Genomic DNA, 20,524 nt, shown 5'->3' on the forward strand with positions numbered 1-20,524 from the left:
TCAAGTGGGGCCTGGACTACATGAACGAGCGCTACGGCAGCCCGGTCGAGGCCTGGAACTTCTGGCAGGCCAACCACTGGTACTAAACCACCAGCGGACGAGCAGACATGTGAAGGCCCCGGTGGCCGGCCTCCCCAGGTCCGGCCACCGGGGCCTTCGGCATCCCATCCCACGGGGTCAGCGGGCGCCCGGAGCGGTGGTCACAGGCGCTGGATGATGGTGCCGGTCGCCAGCGCGCCTCCCGCGCACATGGTGATCAGCGCGAATTCCCTGTCGCGCCGCTCCAGCTCGTGCAGCGCGGTGGTGATCAGCCGGGCGCCGGTGGCGCCGACGGGGTGGCCGAGGGCGATGCCGCCGCCGTTGACGTTGACCTTCTCCAGGTCCTGGCCGAAGACCTGCGCCCAGCTGAGGACCACGGAGGCGAAGGCCTCGTTGATCTCGACGAGGTCGATGTCCTTGAGGGACATCCCCGCCTTGCCCAGCACCGCCCGTGTCGCGTCGATCGGGCCGTCCAGGTGGAAGTGCGGGTCGGAGCCGACGAGCGCCTGGGCGACGATCCGGGCGCGCGGCTTCAGCTTGAGCGCGCGGGCCATCTTGCGCGAGGCCCACATCACGGCGGCGGCGCCGTCGGATATCTGGGAGGAGTTCCCGGCGGTGTGCACGGCCGTCGGCATGACCGGCTTGAGCCGGGCCAGGCCCTCCATGCTGGTGTCGCGCAGCCCCTCGTCCCGGTCGACCAGCCGCCACATGCCCTGGCCGGCGGCCTGCTCCTCCTCCGTCGTCGGGACCTGGACGGCGAAGGTCTCGCGCTTGAAGCGCTCCTCGGCCCAGGCGGTGGCGGCCCGCTCCTGCGAGAGCACGCCGAGCCGGTCGACGTCCTCGCGGGTCAGGCCCCGGTGGCGGGCGATCCGCTCGGCGGCCTCGAACTGGTTCGGGAGGTCGACGTTCCACTCGTCCGGGAAGGGCTTGCCGGGCCCGTGCTTGGAGCCGGAGCCGAGCGGGACCCGGCTCATGGCCTCGACCCCGCAGGCGATGCCGATGTCGATGACCCCGCCGGAGACCATGTTGGCGACCATGTGGTTGGCCTGCTGGGAGCTGCCGCACTGGCAGTCCACGGTGGTCGCGGCGGTCTCGTAGGGCAGGCCCATGGCGAGCCAGGCGTTGCGCGCGGGATTCATGGACTGCTCGCCGGCGTGGGTCACGGTGCCGCCGACGATCTGCTCGACGCAGTCGGGCTGGATTCCGGTTCGGGCCAGGAGCTCGCGGTAGGTCTCGCCGAGCAGGTAGGCGGGATGGAGGTTGGCCAGGGCTCCCCCGCGTTTCCCGATGGGGGTGCGTACGGCTTCGACGATGACGGGTTCCGCGGCCATGAGCTCGTCCTCTCCTGCACACTCTGCACAGCGCCGGCGTGGCGGGCCGTCCGGCGACTGCCCCGCGCGAACTAGTACGCGTTCTACTTCTCCCCCGCAGTCTTATGACCTCGACGCCCGGCACGCAAGGGTCTTGCACGCGGCTTACACGGATTCCACACGCAACAGTTGGCGCGAGAGCCCTTGTGACTTCTAGAACTCGTTACTACCTTCAGGCCAACATCTGATGGGCCGTCAGACCTTCGTCAGACCTTGGAGTCGCCCGATGCCCTGTCCCGCGCTGCCCGAAGGCTTCGACGCCACCGACCCCGACATCCTCCAGGACCGCGTCCCCTTCCCGGAGTTCGCTCAGCTGCGGCAGACCGCGCCCGTGTGGTGGTGCCCGCAGCGGCGGGGCGTCACCGGATTCGACGACGAGGGCTACTGGGCCGTCACCCGGCACGCGGACGTCAAGTACGTATCCACGCACCCGGAGCTGTTCTCCTCCACCACCAACACCGCCATCATCCGCTTCAACGAGCACATCCAGCGCGAACAGATAGATGCCCAGCGCCTGATCATGCTGAACATGGATCCCCCGGAGCACACCCGCGTACGCCAGATCGTGCAGCGGGGCTTCACGCCCCGCGCCATCCGCAGCCTGGAGCAGGCGCTGCGCGACCGGGCCCGGAAGATAGTGGAGGAGGCCCGGGAGGCCTCGGCGGACGGCGCGTTCGACTTCGTCACCCAGGTCGCGTGCGAACTCCCGCTCCAGGCGATCGCCGAACTGATCGGCGTACCGCAGGAGGACCGCTCCCGGATCTTCGACTGGTCGAACAAGATGATCGCGTACGACGACCCGGAGTACGCGATCACCGAGGAGGTCGGCTCCAACGCGGCCGTGGAACTCATCGGCTACGCGATGAACCTCGCCGCCGAGCGCAAGGAGTGCCCCGCCAAGGACATCGTCACCCAGCTGGTGGCTGCGGAGGGCGAGGGCAACCTGCGCTCCGACGAGTTCGGCCTCTTCGTCCTGCTGCTGGCGGTCGCGGGCAACGAGACCACCCGCAACGCCATCAGCCACGGCATGCACGCCTTCCTCACCCACCCCGAGCAGTGGGAGCTGTACAAGGCGACCCGGCCGTCGACCGCCGCGGAGGAGATCGTGCGCTGGGCCACGCCCGTGGTCTCCTTCCAGCGCACCGCCACCCGGGACACCGAACTGGGCGGGCAGAAGATCAAGGCCGGCGACCGGGTGGGACTGTTCTACTCCTCCGCCAACCACGACCCCGAGGTCTTCGAGGACCCGGACGTATTCGACATCACCCGCGACCCGAACCCGCACCTCGGCTTCGGCGGCGGCGGCCCGCACTTCTGCCTCGGCAAGTCCCTGGCGATCCTGGAGATCGACCTGATCTTCAACGCCCTGGCCGACGCCCTGCCCGACCTGCGCCCCGCCTCGGACGGCCCTCGGCGGCTGCGCGCGGCCTGGCTGAACGGCATCAAGGAACTCCGGGTCAGCGCCGGCTGACGGACCCACAAGGCTGCGGGACGGCGCGAGCCGGCCCGTGAACCAGGACGGCAGGGGCCGCACACCCACGCCCCGGCCCCTGCCGTCCGCCGGTGCGGTGATCGCCCGAGTGGCGGGATCCCGGGACCTGGCCGATCCTGACAGGACGCGACGATCCACCGAAGGGGCGCCGGGGACACCATGCCCCGGCGTTCCTTCGGCCATTGCGCGCCCCGCTCGGGCCGTACGCCGCTCCGTCAGGCGGGCCGCAGGACCGCGCAGGTCGTCGTCCCGTGGGCGTAGAGCTTGCCGTCGCGCGTGCCGACGACCCGGGCCTCCGCGGTGGCGGTCGTACGGCCGACGTGCAGGGCGGTGCCCTCGCAGCGCAGGGCGGGGGTGTCCGCCAGGACCGGGCGGATCATGTGGACCCCCAGCTGGACCGTGGTGTAGGCGGTGCCCGCCGGGAGCCTGGTCATCACGGCCGATCCGAGCGCCGAGTCCAGCAGGGTGGCGAGGAAGCCGCCGTGGACCGTGCCCATCGGGTTGAGCAGGTGGTCGCCGGGGTCCCCCTCGAAGACGACGGAGCCCTCCGCGACCCCGGTGAGGCGGAAGCCCAGGGTGCTCATGATCGAGGCGGCCGGCAGGGTCCCCTTCAGGGCCGCCCGGAGGATCTCCAGGCCGCTCATGCCCAGGATCTCCGGGGTGGTCCCGGGCCGCGGCTCCCACGTGTGGGTACGGCTGCGCAGGCCCTCGGGGGCGGTGGTGCGGTGCGTGGTCATGCCATCGACCCTAGGCGGGGTACCACGCACCCCGGGAGTGTCGGATCCGGCAGCTTACGGATCGATTCCGACATCCCCCTGAACGGCCGACCGGCTACGGTGGGCCGGGTGAAAGTCGCCGTACTGGCCCTCGACGGGGTCTTCGACTCCGGGATCTCGGCCGTCCTGGACGTGCTGCACACCGCCAACGCCCTGCGCCGGGAGCTCCCCGGAGCCGCCCCGCCCGCCTTCGACATCCGCACGGTCGGCGTGCGCCGGCGCGTCCGCAGCGGGCTGGGCCACCGCATCGACACCGAGCCCGCCCGCGAGGCGGAGGACGCCGGGCTGCTCGTCCTGCCCGCCCTGACGGAGCGCCGCCCCTCCGCGCTGCTGGACGCCGTGGCCGCGCCCGGGCAGCGCACGGCCCGCCGGATGCTGGCGGAGGCCCGCGAGCGGCGCACCCCGCTCGCCTCCTCCTGCACCGGCACCTTCCTGCTCGCCGAGTCGGGCGTCCTGGACGGGCTGCGGGCCACCACCAGCTGGTGGCTCGCGCCGGTGTTCCGCGAGCGGTACCGGCGGGTGACGCTGGAGGAGACCCGGATGGTGACGACCTCGGACGGGGTGACCACCGCGGGCGCCGCGTTCAGCCACCTCGACCTCGCACTCGCCGTCGTCGCCACGCGCAGCCCCGCCCTGGCCGACCTGGTGCGGCACTACCTGGTGGTCGACGACCGGGCCTCGCAGGCCGCGTACATGATCCCCAGCGCCATGGCCCGGCACGAGCCGCTCGTCGCCGCCTTCGAGCGGTGGGTGCGCGCCCGCATCGAGGAGCCGCTGTCCATCGCCGACGCCGCCCGCGACCTCGGCGTCAGCGAGCGCACCCTCCAGCGCACCATGGCCCGCACCCTGGGCTGCTCCCCGATCCGCCTGGTCCAGGACCTGCGGGTCGAGCAGGCCGAGCACCTGCTGCGCACCACGGCGCTGCCGCTCGCCGCGGTCGCCCGCCGGGTCGGGTACGAGAGCCCCGGCCCGCTGCGCGCGCTGCTGCGCCGGGTACGGGCGTAGGGCGTGCCTTTCGGATCGGGCCGGGCCCGCACGCGGTCCCGCTACGGCCGTCCCGAGCGCGCGGGGGCGCGTACCGGCTCCGGGGCGGTCCGGCGCTGTGCGGGGAGGGCCGCCTTCAGCCCGCGCGGCCCGGACAGCGCGTGGACCAGCCCGAAGCCGGCGACGACGACGGCCGCGCCGCCGACCGCGTCGAGCACCCAGTGGTTGGCGGTGGCGACGATCGCGCACACCGTGATCAGCGGGTGGAGGACGCCGAGCAGCTTCTGCCACCGCCGGGGCGCGAGGAGCACGATCACGATCCCGCACCACAGGGACCAGCCGAAGTGCAGCGAGGGCATCGCGGCGTACTGGTTGGAGATCGCGGTCATCGCCCCGTACGAGGGGTTGGCCAGGTCCTGCACCCCGTGCACGGTGTCGACGAAACCGAGGCCGGGCATGAGGCGCGGCGGCGCGAGCGGGTACAGCCAGAAGCCCGCCAGGGCCAGGACGGTGGCCAGCCCGAGGGAGGCGCGCGCCCAGCGGTAGTCGCCCGGGGCGCGCCAGTACAGGACGGCGAGGATGCCGAGCGGGACCACGAAGTGGAAGGAGGTGTAGTAGAAGTTGAAGAAGGCCTCCAGCCAGGACGTGTTCACCACGGCCTGGTTGACGGCGTGTTCGATGTCGAGGCCGAGCACCCGCTCGATCCCGATGATCTGGCTACCGTTGCCCTCGGCGAGGGAGCGGCTCGTGGGGGCCGCGGCGCGGATGTGCGAGTAGATCGAGTAGCCGACCCGTATCAGCAGCAGTTCCAGCAGGAGGTTGGGGCGCGAGCTCACCCGCCGCCAGAACGGCAGCAGCGGGATCCGGGACCAGCGCGCGTCGGCCGGCTCCGCGTAGGCGGTGGGCACGGGCTCGCGCCAGTACGGGGAGGAGCGCGGCAGGAACGGCACGGCGCAGGCCGCCGCGAGGGCCGCGAGGAGCAGCACGTTGTCGCGTACGGGGGCCAGCGCGGCCAGGTTGGGCAGCAGTACGGCGCTCGGCAGGCTCATGGCCAGCACGACGGCGACGGGCCACACGCGGCGGTCGGCGGCGCGCCGGCCCACCTTGCCGGCCACGGCGAGGAGCACCCACAGCAGTTGGTGGCGCCAGCCTGCCGGGGATACGGAGACGGCGACGCAGCCGGTGACGGCGACGGCGAGCAGCAGCTGGCCGTCGCGGGCGTAGCGGACCGCGCGGCGCAGGCCGGTCCAGGCGACGGCGGCGGCGAGGGCGAGCGCGAGCGCGATCTCGCCGGGGCCGCTGAGACCGAGGCGCAGGAGGGCGCCGTGGAGGGACTGGTTGGCGAGGGCGTCGCCGGCGCCGCCGAGGCCGGTGCCGGCGAGGCAATCGACCCAGTACGTCCACGAGTCGCGCGGCAGCGAGGCCCAGGACAGCGCGGTGGCGCCGGCGAAGGTCACGGCGGCGGCACGGGCGGCCGGGCGGCGCCCGGTGAGCCACAGCAGCGGCGCGAAGAGCAGCAGCGCCGGCTGGAGGGCGGCGGCGAGGCCGACGAGGAAGCCGGCGGGCCGCCCGCCGGGGACCCGGAACACGGCGAGGAGCACCAGCAGTACGGGCAGGACGGCGGTCTGCCCGGGGGAGGCGGCCTCGCGGACGGGGAGGGAGACCAGCATCAGCGCGACCAGCGCGGGCGCGGCGAGCAGCGCGGTGCGGCGGGGCACGGGGTCGGGGAGCGCCCGCGCGGCGACGAGGCCGACGCCGGCGACGAGGAGCAGCGTCACGCAGGTCCAGGCCACCTCCAGGGAGGGGGCGGCGAGGCCGGCCAGCGGCTTGAGGACGAGCCCGGCGAAGGGGGTTCCGGTGAACTGCCCGGCGCCGTAGAGGGGTCCGGGCGGACTGCCGGGGAGGTCGAGGCCGCCGAGCCACTCGCCGGGCGGCACGCGCAGCACCGCGGCGGCCTGTCTGACTCCGAGGACCGCGGCGAGCGCCCACAGCAGGACCCGTACCACCCCGAGCCCGCCGCCACCGCCTATGACCCCGGCATGCCCGCCGGCACCGCCGCGCTCCACCGCATCAGCCACGCCCCGCCGCCCTCCGCCCTGTCGACCGCCACTGTCACTTCGCCTGGCTGCCGCGCGTCGTGCCCCGTTCCATTACCTGGACGACGATATCCCGGGCGGGATCCCTAGGATGGCGGCCATGAGCATCGTGAAGATCAACGCGCTGACCGTCCCGGACGAGCAGCGGGAGCTGTTGGAGCAGCGGTTCGCCTCGCGGGCGGGTGCCGTGGAGGGTTCGGACGGGTTCGAGTGGTTCGAGCTGCTGCGGCCGATCGAGGGTACGGACCAGTACCTCGTCTACACCCGGTGGCGGTCGGAGGAGGACTTCCAGGCGTGGATGGAGGGTCCGATGAAGGCCGCGCACCAGGGTGGCGGCGCGGGCGGGGCCGGTGGAGAGCGGCCGAAGCCGGCGGCCTCCGGGTCGCAGGTGTGGTCGTTCGAGGTCGTGCAGCAGGCGGCGCCGAAGAAGGCCTGAGGCCTCTCGGGTGTGAACGCGGAGGGACCCGGCGCGGCGCGGCGCGCCGTGCCGGGTCCCTCCGGTCCGCCCTGGTCCGGCTCGGGCCCCTTCAGCCGGGTCCACTCAGCCCCAGAAGGCGTCGCTCTCGGCGATGTCCTGGGTGCACTGGTCGATGTCGGTGATCTTGCCGCCGACGATGGTGAAGAAGAGCCCTTCGTGGATCTCGATGCCGCGGTCGCCGCGGTCGCCCTGGGCGACGTGCACGGACATCGCGTGGCCCCGGCCGTCCACCATGACCCTCTCCAGGCGGACCCGGAGGGTGCCGTTGGTCTCCTCCCCCAGGCGGCGGTAGAGATCGAGGACGGCTTCCCGGCCCTTGTGGTGCCCCGAGAGCACGTTGTCGCCGGGCACGTGGTGGATGACGTCGGCCGTCATCAGCGTGCCCAGGGTCTCCATGTCGCCCTTGCCGAAGGCCTCGTAGCCGCGGCGGATCAGGGCACAGTCCGGATGCTCCGACATGACGGTTCACACCCTCCGTTTGTGCGATTTACGCCTTTCCTCATCATCGGCCCGTGCCTGTGGATATTCCACGCGGGGGCTGCGGAGGGCGCTGCACAATGGCGCCATGGACAGGAAACCGATCATCAGGACAGACTCCACCACCCCCGGAAACACCAGGTGGGAGGTGGTGGCAGAGCCCTTCGCCACTCCGGACGCGACGGCGCTGCGCCGCGCCTATTACGCGGAGGTCGCCGGGCGGTACTGGAAGCGGTCCGCCACCGAGGCCGAGATCGACCAGGGGATGCTGGACGACCCGGCCGACGGGCTCGTACCGCCGACGGGGCAGTTCGTCGTCGGCCGGCTCGACGGGCGGCCGCTGGCGTGCGGCGGCATACGCCTGCTCGACCCGGCCACCGCCGAGCTCACGAGGGTGTACGTGGACCGGCGCGCCCGCGGCACCGGCGGCGGGGCGGCCCTGCTGGCGGCGCTGGAAGAGGCGGCCCGCGGACTGGGCGCCACGCGGATGCGCCTGGACACCCGCACGGACCTGGTGGAGGCCCGCGCCCTGTACGCGCGCCACGGGTACCGGGAGATACCGGCGTACAACTCCGGGCCGTACGCCCAGCACTGGTTCGAGAAGGACCTGCACCTCGCCACGGCCGGTGCGGGCACCCCCTAGGTTGCGGAGTGGTCCCGGCGCGCCAGCGTGTCGTATGGCTCCTCGGAGTCGGATCCGCAGAGCTCCCGGTTGAGTTCCTCGACCAGCTTGATGAGGTCGGTGGGCCGGTCGGGGCCCCACCAGTCGCCGAGCAGCTCGGCCAGGGACTCCTGGCGTGCCTGCGCCAGCCTGCCCGCCACTTCCCTGCCCCGGTCGGTGAGGACGAGTTCGAGCCCGTCCCGGGTGGCGAGTCCGCGCTCCTCGGTCTGGCGTGCGGCGTCGGTGACGACCTTGAGCGGGATGGCGGTGCGTTCCGCCAGCACGGCCGGCTCGACGGAGCCGTACTTGTTGGTCCGCAGCACCAGCCAGCTGGCCGCGGGCAGCAGGTCGTAGCCGGCCTTCGCGGTGATCTTCTCGTAGACGTGGCGGCGGCCTTCGCGGGTGCCGAGCACGGACAGCGCGCGGGCCACCTCCTCGTGCGAGGAGCGGTGTACGGGGTTGGAGGCCAGGGTCTCCGTCACGTCGGGCGTGGTGACGGACGCGCGGAGCTTGTCCTCCTTCAGGAACCAGGAGATGACGAAGGCGAGCAGGACCACGGGCACGGCGTAGAGGAAGACGTCGGTGATGGCGGAGGAGTAGGCGTCCAGCACCCTGGGGCGGACCTCGGGCGGGAGCGCGCCGACGGCCCGGGGGTCGGCCTCCAGCCGTGCGGGTGTCGCGGCGGGCGGCAGCGGGATTCCGGCGAGGGCGGCGGACAGCTTGTCGCCGAGCCGGTTGGTGAAGACCGTGCCGAAGATGGCGACGCCGAAGGAGGCGCCGATGGAGCGGAAGAAGGTGGCGCCGGAGGTGGCGACCCCGAGGTCGGCGTAGCTGACCGCGTTCTGCACGACGAGGACGAGCACCTGCATGACCAGTCCGAGGCCGGCGCCGAAGACGAAGAAGTAGATGCTGGTCTCCCAGTCGGAGCTGGTGCGCTCCAGCTGGTGCAGGAGCAGGAGGCCGACGGCGGTGACGGCGGTACCGGCGATCGGGAACACCTTCCAGCGGCCGGTGCGGCTGACGACCTGCCCCGAGGCGGTGGAGGCGATCAGCAGGCCGAGCACCATCGGCAGCATGTGGACGCCCGACATGGTCGGCGAGACGCCCCGCACGACCTGGAGGAAGGTCGGCAGGTAGACCATCGCGCCGAACATCGCGAAGCCGATGACGAAGCTGATCACCGAGCAGAGGGTGAAGGTGCGGATCCGGAAGAGCCCCAGCGGCAGTACGGGCTCGGCGGCCCGCCGCTCGGCGAAGAGGAAGGCGACGAGGAGGACGGCGCCGAGGACCGCCAGCCCGATGATCCGGGCCGAGCCCCATCCCCAGGTGCCGCCGAGGGAGGCGACGAGCACGAGGCAGGTGGCGACGGAGGCGATGAGGAAGGTGCCGAGGTAGTCGATGGTGTGCCGGGAGGAGCGGGCCGGGATGTGCAGGGCGGCGGCGATGACGACGAGCGCGACGAGACCGATGGGGAGGTTGATGTAGAAGACCCAGCGCCAGGAGAGGTGGTCCACGAACAGGCCGCCCAGCAGGGGCCCGAGCACGCTGGTCGCGCCGAAGACCGCGCCGAAGAGCCCCTGGTACTTGCCGCGCTCGCGGGGCGGGACGATGTCGCCGACGATCGCCATCGACAGCACCATCAGCCCGCCGCCGCCGAGGCCCTGGAGGGCGCGGTAGCCGATGAGCTGGGGCATGTTCTGGGCGAGTCCGCAGAGGGCGGATCCGATCAGGAAGATGACGATGGCGGCCTGGAAGAGCTTCTTGCGCCCGTACTGGTCGCCGAGCTTGCCCCACAGGGGTGTGGCGGCGGTGGAGGCCAGCATGTAGGCGGTGACCACCCAGGACAGGTGCTCCATGCCGCCGAGTTCGCTGACGATCGTGGGGAGCGCGGTGGAGACGATGGTCTGGTCGAGTGCGGAGATCAGCAGCCCCAGCAGCAGGGCCCCGATCGAGACGAGCACCTCGCGTGAGGCGTGTTCGGCGCCGGGCTTCGGGTCCACGGCCGACGCGGTCACATCCTGAGCCATCGGCTCCTCCTCAGGCCGGATCAACATCTCCATCCTGAGCGGTGTGTCCGGTTATGGCCTCTCGGAAGGGTTGGGTGGGGCCGAAGGGGTCTGCATAATCGCTGGCAGTGTCCAGGGGAGGGGTACCAGTGAGCGCAGAGCGCTGTCCGGAATGCGGCGCCGTGGGCGTCGGCTGCGAGTGTGCACGGGGGGTGGGGTTCAACCCGCTGCGCATTCGCCCGTACGTGGCCATGCCGGAAGCCGACCAGGGCCCGCCGCCGACCCAGCCGGTCCTGGGGGCCATGGCCCAGCCGGGCACGGACCCCGCCGCCCCCTTCCCGACCCTCCCCCCGTCCCCCGATCCGGCTCCGGCTCCCGCGGAGCAGCCGGGGCCCTGGGCGGCCCAGCCGGGCGCTCCGACGGCCGGGGGCGGCGCACCGCAGGTCCCGGCGGCACATCTGGAAGCCTGGGGCCCGCAGCCCGGCGCCCCGGCGGGGTTTCCGGCGGCCCCGACGGGAGCCTTCGCGTCCCCGGCCGAAGCGCTCGCGGCCCCGCACGCGGTGTCCGGAGCCGAGCCGGGCCGAGTGGAGCCGGGCGCGCCCGCGCCCGACGGCTCGCTGACGCCCCCGCCCGGGGCGTTCTCGGCGCAGCCGGGTGATCCCGGTGGGCCGGCCGGTGGTGCGACGGCCCGGCAGGGTGCTGCCGACGCCACGGCCGGCGGCTTCGCGGGCGGCCGCGGGGTTCCCGCCCCGACGGCGCCTACGGCCCCGATGCCGGATCCGGCCGACGGGGCTCCGTGGACCGTTTCCGGTGCGGCCGGGGGCGGTACGCCGGGCCCGGACGCCACGGCGCGTGCGCACGCCGTCGGGGGTGACGAGGCCCCGACCGCCATGCTGGCGCCCGTCCCGGCCGGACCGGGGCTGGCTGAGGACCCGGGCACCCCGGCGTTCGGGACACCCGCGCCCGCGCCCGGACCCGTACCCGTACCCGTACCGCCGGCGGAGCAGACGGTTCAGCTGCGGGCCGTCCCCTTGCAGTGGCCCGACGACCGCCCCGCCAAGGCGCCGCGCTCCCGGCGGCTGCCGCTGCTGGCCGCGGCGGGTGCTGCGGTGGCCGTCGGCGCGGTGGCGCTGGCCCTGGTGATGTTCACGGGGTCCGACGAGCACGACGCCGCGCTGGTGGACCCCAAGCCGTCGTCGCCCGTCGCCGAGTCGGCCCCGGCCGGCCCGTCGGAGGCGCCTTCCGGCCCGACGGCGAGTTCCTCGGCGTCGGCCTCGCCCTCTCCGTCGGCGAGCGCCTCCCGCTCGGCGTCCGCGGCCGCCTCCCCGAGCGCTTCCCGCTCGGCTTCGCCCTCCCCCTCCGCGCCGGCCGGCACGACGCGCGCTCCGAGCCCCACCTCCCCGGCGAAGCCCGTGAAGCCGGCGACGCTGCGTCCCGGTGACTCGGGGCCCGAGGTGGAGAAGCTCCAGCGGCTGCTGTCGGAGCACGGGATGTACGGGGGCAGGTTCGACGGCCGGTACGGCCGCGGTGTGGAGCGGGCGGTGGCGAACTTCCAGATGGAGTACGAGGTGTACGAAGACGAGTTCGGCGTGTACGGCCCGGCGACCCGGCGCGCCCTGGAGGGATAAGTCACTCCGCCGTCGGTGGCGCGCACCCCGCCGGGTTTTGTATCGTGAAGAAACAAAGTGGTTCCGTCCGCAAACCCTGACCGGTGGACGGAACCGCTTGTTCTCTTTAGCCGCCCGTCTGGAGCCCCGCCGATGCCGGCCAGCACCACCACGCCCACCGCCCCCACCGTCCTCACCGCCAGGGCACTGCTCCTGGACATGGACGGGACCATCGTCAACTCCGACGCCGTGGTCGAGCGCTGCTGGCGCGAGTGGGCGCTGTCGCGCGGGCTGGACCCGCAGGAGGCCATGAAGGTGGTCCACGGCCGCCAGGGCTACGCCACGATGGCGATCCTGCTGCCCGAGCGCCCGATGGAGCTCAATCACGCCGAGAACGCGGTGATGCTGGCCCGCGAGACCGCCGACACCGACGGCGTGGTCCCGGTCGCGGGCGCCCCGGAGTTCATGGCGTCGATCGCCGGCCTGCCGCACGCCCTGGTCACCTCGGCCGACGCCGCCCTGGCCGAGGCCCGGATGACGGCCGCCGCGCTCCCGATGCCGCACGTGCGGGTCACCGCCGAGTCCGTCGGGGCCAGCAAGCCCGACCCCGAGGGCTTCCTCAAGGGCGCCGCCGAACTGGGCGTGGACCCGGCCGACTGCGTGGTCTTCGAGGACTCCGGGGCCGGCATCGCCGCGGGCCTGGCGGCCGGCATGCGCGTGATCGGCATAGGCCCCCGCGCCGCCGCCCACGGTCCGACGGCCCACGTCCCCGACCTGACCTCGGTCCGGGTCGAGCCCACCGCCGACGGCACCCTCCACCTCACCCTCACGCCGCCCGCCTAGGGCCGTCACCGGCACCAACCCGGCCGGCCCCCGGCCGCGTGCCCGAGCGCCGAGGGCAGGGCGCGGAGGGGCGACCGCCCGCCTGTTGCGGCGCGGCCGCCCCGGCACCGCCGACGGGTCAGCCCGCGATCGCCTCGTACAGCGAGAACGCGGCCAGAGCGGCCATGACGGCCGCCGCGATCTTGGTGATGAGCCGCAGCGGCACGTACTTCATGAGCGTGCGCCCGCCCAGGATGCCGATGCCCGCGACCGCCCAGAGCGCCAGCACCGCGCCGAGGCCGACGGAGAGCGGGTTGTCGTACCGGGCGGCCAGGTTCGCCGTCATGATCTGGGTCAGATCGCCGAACTCGGCCACGAGGATCAGCATGAAGCCGGCCCCCGAGACCTTCCAGAAGGACTGGTCGGCGGGCGGCTTGACCTCCTCGTCCTCGTCGTTCTTCTTCAGGAGCAGCATGGCCGCGCCCGCGAGGAAGAGGACGCCGGCGACGGCCTGGACGAGCCGGTGCGGGAGGAGCGTGAGCACGCTGCCCGCGGCGATGGCGAGCGCGACGTGCACGGCGAAGGCGGCGGCGACGCCCGCGAAGACGTAGGAGGCGCGGTAGCGGGTGCCGAGCATCAGGCCGGCGAGGGCCGTCTTGTCGGGGAGTTCGGCGAGGAAGACGACGCCGAAGGCGATCGCGAGGACGCTGAAGCTGAACACGGGGTGGAACCTCGATCGGTCGGTCGGGCAGGACGCCGTCGGACCGAGAGACCTGGGGTGTTTCAGGGGTCGCTTCGGCTCAGCGGCGCCCTGGAAGGTGCGAACACGTCACACGCCACGCATCAGCATGCGTCGCGCGCGCCGCGTCACGTGGACAGGGCACTGCGGCCGAAGGTCTCGCTGGCCGACCGCTGACGCGGCCTGCCTCCGGGCGCCGGCTGGGTGACCCAGCAGTATGTCGACGGTCCGGCGAAGAGCTACTCCCCTTCTGCTCCGTCCAGGGTACGGGAAGGCGCCGACAGGACGAAGGCGCCCGGTATGTGAGGTTCACCCCACTCCACCCCCTCCTCGGCAGCCGGAATCTCAACTTCCCCTTGAATGCCGGGCATTGATTGCCTTGATGTGACGTGCCCATGTCGGCAATCTGTCACCTGGTGCCCGTCCCAGCGACATCTGGCGCCGCCACCATGGCCGCGCCCCGCCGGGGTCAGCACGGCCACCACCCCCCGCACCAGGGAGCCCCCATGGCCCTCATATCCACCCGCACGCCCTCCGTCTACGCGCGTCGCGTCGGGCGCGCGGGCATCCTCGCGTCCGCCGTCGCCCTCGCTTCCCTCACCTCGCTCGCGAACGCCCCGGCCGCCCTGGCCGCCCCGCCCACCCCCATCACCGCCGCCGAGGCGCGCTCCTACCTGGCCACGGTCACCCCCGCCGCCGAGGGCTCCCTCACCGGCTACAGCCGCACCCAGTTCCCGCACTGGAGCACGGTCTCCGGCACCTGCAACACCCGCGAGACGGTCCTCAAGCGCGACGGCGTGAACGTCGTGACCGACTCCTCCTGCGCCTCCGTGAGCGGCAGCTGGTACTCGGAGTACGACGGAGCCACCTGGACCGCCGCCTCCGACATCGACATCGACCACATGGTCCCGCTCGCCGAAGCCTGGCGCTCGGGCGCCGACTCCTGGACCACCACGAAGCGCCAGCAGTTCGCCAACGACCTGACGCGGCCGCAGCTCATCGCGGTCACGGACAACGTCAACCAGGCCAAGGGCGACCTCGACCCGGGCAAGTGGCTGCCGCCGCGCACCGCGTACCGCTGCACGTACGCGCGCATGTGGGTCCAGGTGAAGCAGTACTGGGGCCTGAGCATGGACTCCGGGGAGAAGACCGCCCTGGTGAACGTCCTGAACGGCTGCTGACCCCGGCCCGAAAGCCCCGTTCCGGCCTTCCCGGTGCCTCTCGGGGAAAGTCCCGGGGTTTTCACCCTCCCTATCCCCCGCGAGGGGGAGGCCTGCCCCCGCCCCGACCCGTACCGTGATCGAAAGGGGTGCCGAGGAGGGGGAGTTGGATGGCCGGGCTGCGACTGGGACCACTGCTGCGCCACGTCGACTGGGACACGGGCGACTCCGCCACGATATGGGTCGAGGCGGACCGCCCGTGCACGGCCGAGGTGCGGTGCGCCGACGGCTCCGGCGGCAGCGTCCGCACCTTCCAGATCGCCGGCCACCACTACGCGCTGGTGCAGGTCACAGGCCTGACCCCGGGCACGACCACGGCGTACGAGGTGCTGCTCGACGGGATCCCCGTCTGGCCGGCGACCGGCGGCGGCTTCCCGCCGAGCACGATCAGCACACCCGCCGTCGGAGGCGGCCCCGGGCGGCCCGCGCCCGGGCTGCGCGTCACCTTCGGCTCCTGCCGGCAGGCGGCGCCGCCCGCCGGCCGGCGCGGACCGCACGGGGCCGACGCCCTCGACACCCTCGCGGCGCGGCTGGCCCACGAACCGCGGGAAGTCCGGCCGGACGTCCTGCTGCTGCTCGGCGACCAGGTCTACGCGGACCACCTCTCGCGCGGGACCCGCGCGTGGCTCGCCGCCCGCCGCGACCTGCGGGAGGCACCGGGCGCACAGGTCGCGGACTACGAGGAGTACACCCGGCTGTACTACGAGTCCTGGCTCGACCCCGAGATCCGCTGGCTGCTGTCGACCGTTCCCAGCCTGCACATATTCGACGACCACGACGTCATCGACGACTGGAACACCAGCGCGGCCTGGCTGGCGGAGATGCGGGCGACCGCGTGGTGGCCGGAGCGGGTCCTCAGCGGGCTGATGTCGTACTGGGTGTACCAGCACCTGGGCAACCTCTCCCCCGCCGAACTCGCGGCGGACGAGCTGTACGCGGCCGTACGGGCCACCCCGGACGGCACCGACGCGCTGCGCGCCTTCGCGGCCGCCGCGGACGCCGACCCTGCTTCGGTCCGCTGGAGCTACCGGCGGGACTTCGGCCGGTCGCGGCTGCTGATGGTGGACACCCGCGCCGCCCGGGTGCTCGCCGAGGACGGCCGGGCCATGCTCGACCCGGCGGAGCAGCTCTGGCTCAGGGAGAACGCGCTGGAGGGCCACGGGGATTACGACCACCTGCTGATCGGATCCTCGCTGCCGTGGCTGATGCCGCCGCTGATACACGACGCGGAGGTGTGGAACGCCGCGCTCTGCCGGGGCGAGCGCGGGCAGCGGTGGGCGCGGATCGGGGAGGACCTGAGGCGGCGCAGCGATCTGGAGCACTGGGCGGCGTTCCCGGCGTCGTTCGCCGCGCTGAGCGACCTGATCGAGGAGGTGGGCACGGGCCCGAAGGCTCCGGCGACCGTCTGCGTCCTGTCCGGGGACGTCCACCACGCGTACGTGGCCGAGCCGCGAATACCGAGCACCGCCCGGGTGTTCCAGCTGACCTGTTCCCCCGTGCACAACTCCATCCACACGGTGGTGAAGTGGGGGTTCCGGCTGGGCTGGTCGCGGCTGGGGCGGTGGCTGGGGCGCGGCTTCTCGCGGCACGGCCGGACGGGCCGGCCGCCGGTGAGCTGGAGGCGTACGGGTGGCCCGTGGTTCGGCAACCAGCTGATGACGCTGGCGCTGGCGGGCCGGAGCGCCCGGCTGCGGCTGGACCAGGCCCGGTCGGGCCGGCCTGGGGCCAGGCTGGTGACGGTGCTCGACCGGGAACTCACCGCGGCGGAGTAGACCGGGCCGCCGCCGGACCGGTGGCGGGCGTACGCTGTATGGCTGTCAGCCGCCCCTGCCGCTCCCCGCGACGACGCGGCGCTTCGGACTGGGGAGTCCCGCTTTGCTTGAGACTCTGGGGTCGTTGACCGCGAGCCCCTGGATCTACGCCGTGGTGGCGGTGTCGGTGGTGCTCGACGTGTTCCTGCCGGTGCTGCCGAGCGGGGTGCTGGTGATCAGCGCCGCCGCGGCCGCGGCGGTGGCCACGGGCTCACCGGCGCAGGTCCCGGACATCAGGCTGCTGCTGGTGGTCGCCGCGACGGCCTCGGTGCTGGGCGACATGGCGGCGTACCGGCTGGCCCGGCACGGCGGTGCCCGGCTGGACCGTGCCGTCGCCCGCTCGCGCCGGCTGACCCGGGCGCAGGAACGCCTGGGCACCGCCCTGGTGAGGGGCGGCGGCGCCCTGGTGGTCATCGCCCGCTTCGCCCCGGCCGGACGCTCGGTGGTCTCCCTGGGGGCGGGCCGGACGCGGCGGAAGGTGACGGAGTTCCTGCCCTGGTCGGTGGTGGCCGGCATCAGCTGGGCGAGCTACAGCGTGTCACTGGGCTACTTCGGCACCCAGTGGCTGGGCACGGCCTGGCTCGGGACCGCGGTCTCCATGGTCGCCCTCCTCGCGGCGGGCTCCCTGGCCGCCTACCTCATCCGCCGCCCCGCCCCCGGCCCGGCACCCGCGTAACACCGCGCACGGGACAGCCCCCTCCCCTCCCCCGGAGGGAGCAGGCCGGTCACCCGTTCACCCGGCAGCGATCGCCGCCCCACTCCCGGGCTTCTAGCGTCCAGAGAACGGCGCAACCGAATCCGCGTCACGCCCCAGCCCTGGCCGCGCCGTTTCGACGAGCCCGAGGAGTCCCCTCCATGTCCCCCACGCGCACGCGCAACCGGCGCCGACTGACCGGGATCGCGGCCGCGACACTCGTCGTCGCGGCCGTCAGCCCCGCCACGCTCGCCTCCGCCGCCCCCTCCGCCACCGTCTCCCCGGGCACCGTCGCCCCCGGCAGCCGCGTCACCCTCAACGTCGACGGCTGCGAAACCTCGAATGCCCGGGCGTCCTCCCGGGCATTCGGCGACGTTTCCCTCTCCCCCGGCGGCCGGAGCGCGAGCAGCTTCTCCGGCGCGGCCACCGTCTACCGCGACGCCGCCGCCGGCTCCTACCCCGTCACCTTCGAGTGCGGCGGAACCGGCCGCCGCGTCACGGTGACCCTCACGGTCAGCCCCGGAGCCGCCCGCGGCGGCCTCGGCGGCAGCGTCGAGTCCATGAGCCCGGGCCAGATCGCCCTGGGCGGCACCCTCGCGGCCGGCGCCCTCGGCACCGGCATCTGGCTGCTGCGCCGCCGCTGGGCCCACACCGGCTGACGGCCGGCCGGTCAGACCGCCGCGGCAGCCGTCCGGCCCCGGACCTGCACACCGTCGAGAAGCGCGGCGGTCGCCTCCGCGACGGCGTCCACGGCGGCGTCGAACACCTCCTGGTTGTGCGCGGCCGGGGCACGGAAGCCGGACACCTTGCGTACGTACTGGAGCGCGGCCGCGCGGATCTCCTCCTCGGTGGCCTTCTCGGGGATGGCGGGCGGGCGCAGGGTCTTAATGGAGCGGCACATACCTCCACTATGGCGCGGTCGGCGGCAGCTCGGCCCCGGAAAGTTTCATGATGAGCCCGGCCTGGAGCCTTCCGCGCAGCTCCGGGTCGGCGACCTCCTCCAGCAGCCCCATCGCCTGCTGGGTGCTCTCCGCGGCCCGCCGGTCCTCGCGCAGGGCTGCCGTCTGTGCGGCCATGTGCCGCAGGGCGAGGTCGGCGCGCCGGTGGAACAGCTGCCCGACGAGGGTGACGACCAGGCCGACGGAACTGGTGACGACGCCGAGGTAGGCGTCCCCCGCGCTCTCGGCCTTCCACACCGCGAGCCCGACCCCGAAGAGCAGCACGGCCGCGCCGACCCCGGCGAACACCTGGCTGGTCGCGAAGCTGCTCCGCGCCTGTGTCAGCCCGTAGGCGTAGTACTCGACCAGGATCGGCGTGAAGTCGTCGTGCCGGTCCCCCAGCTCGGCCGCCGCCCCCCGCTGCGCCCCGGCGTCGACCAGCCGCGGCTCCGCCCCCGGCTCCCGCGGCCCGCCGCCCAGCCGCGCGAGCAGCCGCTCCCGCTCGGCGTCCCGCTCCCGCTCGAACCGGGCCCGGCTCATCACCGCAGCCGTCAGCAGCCCGAGGCCGGCCACCCCGAGCCCCACGACCCAGACCCACTCCGCCGCACCTGCCACACCCTCCAGATCCCCGTCCCACCGCGCGGGAAACCGGCCCGGAACCTAGACTGGCGAACGCCCGATTCATCCCGCGTGAGGGAGCCACACATGGCCAAGCGAGGAAACAAGAAGCGCGCCCGCAAGAAGAAGAAGGCCAACCACGGCAAGCGCCCCAACGCCTGAGCCGCACACCCCCAGACACGCAGAAGGCCCCCAACCGTGATCGGTTGGGGGCCTTCTGACTGGTGGGCGTGGACGGTTTCGAACCGCCGACATCTGCTTTGTAAGAGCAGCGCTCTACCCCTGAGCTACACACCCGTGGACGAGTGGACAGCCTACATGCAGGGCGGACCCCCCACGCAATCACGTTCCCGTGGGGGAGAATGGACCGGGGCACGGGCGGACGGGGCACGGGAGAGGGATTGTGACGACGGCATCCCGGCGGTGGTTCGGTGGGCGGGACGAGGGTCGGCGGGCCGATGCGCAGGCGGCGAAGGATGCCGCCGCGGCCGCGTTCTACGAGCTGGACACCGCGCAGCGGGATCTGCGGATCTCCATCGAGACCATCGCCGCCGCCGACGGGTCTCCCGCGGCGCGGCAGGCCACCGAGGGGTTCGCGGCTCTCGGGCGGCGCATCGACGAGGTCAGCCACGCCTACATCGAGGCCGTCGACGCGCACGACCTGGACCGGGTCGACCTGGAGGGTTCCGCCGCCGCGCGGGCGCGGGAGCAGCTGACCCGGGCGCGCGACGAGCTGGTGCGGGTCAAGGGGGAGCTGGAGCGGTTCGCGGAGGGGCTGCAGCCGCTGCTGGACAAGGCGGAGACGCAGCTGGCGCGGGTCGCGCCGGCGCGGGAGCGGGCGAAGGCCGCGCTGCTGGCGGCGAGCGACGCGCTGGACGCCGCACGGGCCGGGGGGATGCGGGCGGACGACCTCGCGGCGCGGCTGGCGGCGCTGGGGCCGGAGCTGACGAAGCTGAACCAGGGCGCGGCCCTGCACGGAGTGCAGGAGACCGTGCAGCGCGCCGACCGGATCCTGCGGGACGCGGAGGCCGTGCGGGCCGAGGCGGCGCGGCTTCCGGAGCGGGCCTCGGAGGTGGACCGGCGGCTGGTGAGCCTGCGGACCCGGGCGCAGGCGCTGCGCAACCGGGCGGACCGGGTGGATCCGGTGCTCAGCGAGCTGAGGCGCCGGTTCAGCGCGGCCTGCTGGCAGGACCTCCAGCACGTTCCCGATCAGGCGGTACGGGACGTCGCGCAGGCGGAGGACCGGCTGGCGGAGGCCGCCCGGGCGCGGGAGGAACAGCGCTGGGCCGACGTAACGGTACTGGTCGAGGCGGTGCGGGCCGCGCTGGACGCCACCGACGAGGCGGTGTCGGCCGCGCAGGACCGGCTGACGCGGCTGGAGGCGGTGGCGCGGGACCCGAAGGCGGAGGTGGAGCGGACCCGCTTCGCGATCCGGGACGCGCAGCGGCTGGCGATGGCCGGCCGGAGCGTGCCCGATCCGCGGCACGCGCGGCCGCTGGACGAGTCGGTGGCGCGGATGGAGCGGGCGCTGGCCGGGCTGGAGGGGCGGCATCCGGACTACTGGCAGTTCCTCCAGGAGCTGGAGCAGGTGCGGGCGGCGGTGGGCCGGGTGGTGTCGGACATCCGCGACCAGCGCGCGGTGGGGTAGCCAGGGCGCGGGCGGCGGCGGATGCTGGAACGGAACAGCGGACTGAGG

General features: G+C 73.6%; 21 protein-coding genes and 1 tRNA gene. 13 read left to right on the plus strand and 9 right to left on the minus strand.

The annotated features are described in order from the left end of the window. A partial coding sequence (locus ACZ597_RS27285) for an aggregation-promoting factor C-terminal-like domain-containing protein (protein ID WP_470980786.1) occupies nt 1–86 on the plus strand: 86 nt, incomplete at its 5' end. Between the two features lie 114 nt (nt 87–200). Here the strand turns inward: ACZ597_RS27285 and ACZ597_RS27290 are convergent. Beyond that, nucleotides 201–1,370 (minus strand): steroid 3-ketoacyl-CoA thiolase, encoded by a 1,170-nt coding sequence (locus ACZ597_RS27290; RefSeq protein ID WP_471335214.1) that lies wholly within the window; start codon nt 1,368–1,370, stop codon nt 201–203. Nucleotides 1,371–1,635: 265 nt separating this feature from the next. On the opposite strand from ACZ597_RS27290, the gene ACZ597_RS27295 reads away from it, so the two are divergent. Then, nucleotides 1,636–2,880, plus strand: coding sequence for a cytochrome P450 (locus ACZ597_RS27295; protein WP_471335217.1), 1,245 nt, complete (start codon nt 1,636–1,638; stop codon nt 2,878–2,880). A gap of 236 nt (nt 2,881–3,116) precedes the next feature. Here ACZ597_RS27295 and ACZ597_RS27300 read toward each other — a convergent pair whose 3' ends face one another. Next, the gene (locus tag ACZ597_RS27300; RefSeq protein WP_471335220.1) at nt 3,117–3,638 is read right to left on the minus strand and encodes a PaaI family thioesterase; all 522 of its coding nucleotides are present in this window, start codon (nt 3,636–3,638) and stop codon (nt 3,117–3,119) included. Between the two features lie 108 nt (nt 3,639–3,746). Here ACZ597_RS27300 and ACZ597_RS27305 point away from each other — a divergent pair, with 108 nt between their 5' ends. Continuing rightward, complete coding sequence (locus ACZ597_RS27305; RefSeq protein WP_471335222.1) at nt 3,747–4,682, plus strand: GlxA family transcriptional regulator; 936 nt, start codon at nt 3,747–3,749, stop codon at nt 4,680–4,682. 41 nt (nt 4,683–4,723) lie between these two features. Here the strand turns inward: ACZ597_RS27305 and ACZ597_RS27310 are convergent, their stop codons facing one another. After that, a complete protein-coding gene (locus ACZ597_RS27310; RefSeq protein WP_471335225.1) occupies nt 4,724–6,739 on the minus strand; it encodes a bifunctional glycosyltransferase 87/phosphatase PAP2 family protein in 2,016 nt (671 codons plus the stop codon). Between the two features lie 118 nt (nt 6,740–6,857). Here ACZ597_RS27310 and ACZ597_RS27315 point away from each other — a divergent pair, with 118 nt between their 5' ends. After that, nucleotides 6,858–7,193: an antibiotic biosynthesis monooxygenase family protein gene (locus ACZ597_RS27315; protein ID WP_388936087.1), complete on the plus strand. Its 336-nt coding sequence runs from the start codon at nt 6,858–6,860 to the stop codon at nt 7,191–7,193. Nucleotides 7,194–7,298: 105 nt separating this feature from the next. Here the strand turns inward: ACZ597_RS27315 and ACZ597_RS27320 are convergent, their stop codons facing one another. Beyond that, a complete protein-coding gene (locus ACZ597_RS27320; RefSeq protein ID WP_471335228.1) occupies nt 7,299–7,694 on the minus strand; it encodes a nuclear transport factor 2 family protein in 396 nt (131 codons plus the stop codon). 106 nt (nt 7,695–7,800) lie between these two features. Here ACZ597_RS27320 and ACZ597_RS27325 point away from each other — a divergent pair, with 106 nt between their 5' ends. After that, on the plus strand, nt 7,801–8,355 hold the full coding sequence (locus tag ACZ597_RS27325) for a GNAT family N-acetyltransferase (RefSeq protein WP_471335231.1): 555 nt from the start codon (nt 7,801–7,803) through the stop codon (nt 8,353–8,355). Here the strand turns inward: ACZ597_RS27325 and ACZ597_RS27330 are convergent. Further along, complete coding sequence (locus ACZ597_RS27330) at nt 8,352–10,427, minus strand: MDR family MFS transporter (protein WP_471335617.1); 2,076 nt, start codon at nt 10,425–10,427, stop codon at nt 8,352–8,354. The two genes, ACZ597_RS27325 and ACZ597_RS27330, sit on opposite strands and share 4 nt — an antisense overlap. 101 nt (nt 10,428–10,528) lie before the next feature. On the opposite strand from ACZ597_RS27330, the gene ACZ597_RS27335 reads away from it, so the two are divergent. Continuing rightward, entirely contained in the window at nt 10,529–12,007 is a 1,479-nt protein-coding gene (locus tag ACZ597_RS27335; RefSeq protein ID WP_471335234.1) for a peptidoglycan-binding domain-containing protein, read from the plus strand. A gap of 132 nt (nt 12,008–12,139) precedes the next feature. Next, complete coding sequence (locus tag ACZ597_RS27340) at nt 12,140–12,829, plus strand: HAD-IA family hydrolase (protein WP_471335237.1); 690 nt, start codon at nt 12,140–12,142, stop codon at nt 12,827–12,829. A 118-nt stretch (nt 12,830–12,947) separates the two neighbouring features. On the opposite strand, the gene ACZ597_RS27345 is transcribed toward ACZ597_RS27340, so the two are convergent. After that, nucleotides 12,948–13,529 (minus strand): TMEM165/GDT1 family protein, encoded by a 582-nt coding sequence (locus tag ACZ597_RS27345; protein ID WP_471335240.1) that lies wholly within the window; start codon nt 13,527–13,529, stop codon nt 12,948–12,950. 524 nt (nt 13,530–14,053) lie between these two features. On the opposite strand from ACZ597_RS27345, the gene ACZ597_RS27350 reads away from it, so the two are divergent. The 4 genes from ACZ597_RS27350 (at nt 14,054) to ACZ597_RS27365 (ending at nt 17,931) form a co-directional block, all read left to right on the plus strand. Further along, nucleotides 14,054–14,728, plus strand: coding sequence for an HNH endonuclease family protein (locus ACZ597_RS27350; RefSeq protein WP_471335242.1), 675 nt, complete (start codon nt 14,054–14,056; stop codon nt 14,726–14,728). Between the two features lie 149 nt (nt 14,729–14,877). Then, nucleotides 14,878–16,539 (plus strand): alkaline phosphatase D family protein, encoded by a 1,662-nt coding sequence (locus ACZ597_RS27355; RefSeq protein WP_471335245.1) that lies wholly within the window; start codon nt 14,878–14,880, stop codon nt 16,537–16,539. 103 nt (nt 16,540–16,642) lie between these two features. Then, entirely contained in the window at nt 16,643–17,254 is a 612-nt protein-coding gene (locus ACZ597_RS27360) for a DedA family protein (protein ID WP_471335248.1), read from the plus strand. A 179-nt stretch (nt 17,255–17,433) separates the two neighbouring features. Then, nucleotides 17,434–17,931: a hypothetical protein gene (locus tag ACZ597_RS27365; RefSeq protein ID WP_471335251.1), complete on the plus strand. Its 498-nt coding sequence runs from the start codon at nt 17,434–17,436 to the stop codon at nt 17,929–17,931. 11 nt (nt 17,932–17,942) lie between these two features. On the opposite strand, the gene ACZ597_RS27370 is transcribed toward ACZ597_RS27365, so the two are convergent. Together ACZ597_RS27370 and ACZ597_RS27375 are read right to left on the minus strand one after the other, a co-directional pair. Then, the gene (locus ACZ597_RS27370) at nt 17,943–18,173 is read right to left on the minus strand and encodes a DUF2277 domain-containing protein (RefSeq protein ID WP_405980843.1); all 231 of its coding nucleotides are present in this window, start codon (nt 18,171–18,173) and stop codon (nt 17,943–17,945) included. A 7-nt stretch (nt 18,174–18,180) separates the two neighbouring features. Next, a complete protein-coding gene (locus tag ACZ597_RS27375; RefSeq protein WP_471335254.1) occupies nt 18,181–18,825 on the minus strand; it encodes a TRADD-N-associated membrane domain-containing protein in 645 nt (214 codons plus the stop codon). A gap of 90 nt (nt 18,826–18,915) precedes the next feature. Here ACZ597_RS27375 and ACZ597_RS27380 point away from each other — a divergent pair, with 90 nt between their 5' ends. Next, complete coding sequence (locus ACZ597_RS27380; protein WP_099895366.1) at nt 18,916–18,990, plus strand: 50S ribosomal protein bL37; 75 nt, start codon at nt 18,916–18,918, stop codon at nt 18,988–18,990. Nucleotides 18,991–19,050: 60 nt separating this feature from the next. Here ACZ597_RS27380 and ACZ597_RS27385 read toward each other — a convergent pair. Next, a tRNA-Val gene (locus tag ACZ597_RS27385) sits at nt 19,051–19,125 on the minus strand. Nucleotides 19,126–19,231: 106 nt separating this feature from the next. On the opposite strand from ACZ597_RS27385, the gene ACZ597_RS27390 reads away from it, so the two are divergent. Then, nucleotides 19,232–20,476: a hypothetical protein gene (locus ACZ597_RS27390; protein ID WP_471335257.1), complete on the plus strand. Its 1,245-nt coding sequence runs from the start codon at nt 19,232–19,234 to the stop codon at nt 20,474–20,476. Nucleotides 20,477–20,524: the final 48 nt, after the last annotated feature.

It is taken from the genome of Streptomyces sp. NPDC040718 (assembly GCF_055593565.1).

Coding starts and splice junctions, on each gene's coding strand:
- ACZ597_RS27290 (WP_471335214.1), bottom strand. CDS start 1,370: ATGGCCGCGGAACCCGTCATCGTCGAAGCCGTACGCACCCCCATCGGG.
- ACZ597_RS27295 (WP_471335217.1), top strand. CDS start 1,636: ATGCCCTGTCCCGCGCTGCCCGAAGGCTTCGACGCCACCGACCCCGAC.
- ACZ597_RS27300 (WP_471335220.1), bottom strand. CDS start 3,638: ATGACCACGCACCGCACCACCGCCCCCGAGGGCCTGCGCAGCCGTACC.
- ACZ597_RS27315 (WP_388936087.1), top strand. CDS start 6,858: ATGAGCATCGTGAAGATCAACGCGCTGACCGTCCCGGACGAGCAGCGG.
- ACZ597_RS27320 (WP_471335228.1), bottom strand. CDS start 7,694: ATGTCGGAGCATCCGGACTGTGCCCTGATCCGCCGCGGCTACGAGGCC.
- ACZ597_RS27325 (WP_471335231.1), top strand. CDS start 7,801: ATGGACAGGAAACCGATCATCAGGACAGACTCCACCACCCCCGGAAAC.
- ACZ597_RS27330 (WP_471335617.1), bottom strand. CDS start 10,427: ATGTTGATCCGGCCTGAGGAGGAGCCGATGGCTCAGGATGTGACCGCG.
- ACZ597_RS27340 (WP_471335237.1), top strand. CDS start 12,140: ATGCCGGCCAGCACCACCACGCCCACCGCCCCCACCGTCCTCACCGCC.
- ACZ597_RS27350 (WP_471335242.1), top strand. CDS start 14,054: ATGGCCCTCATATCCACCCGCACGCCCTCCGTCTACGCGCGTCGCGTC.
- ACZ597_RS27355 (WP_471335245.1), top strand. CDS start 14,878: ATGGCCGGGCTGCGACTGGGACCACTGCTGCGCCACGTCGACTGGGAC.
- ACZ597_RS27365 (WP_471335251.1), top strand. CDS start 17,434: ATGTCCCCCACGCGCACGCGCAACCGGCGCCGACTGACCGGGATCGCG.
- ACZ597_RS27370 (WP_405980843.1), bottom strand. CDS start 18,173: ATGTGCCGCTCCATTAAGACCCTGCGCCCGCCCGCCATCCCCGAGAAG.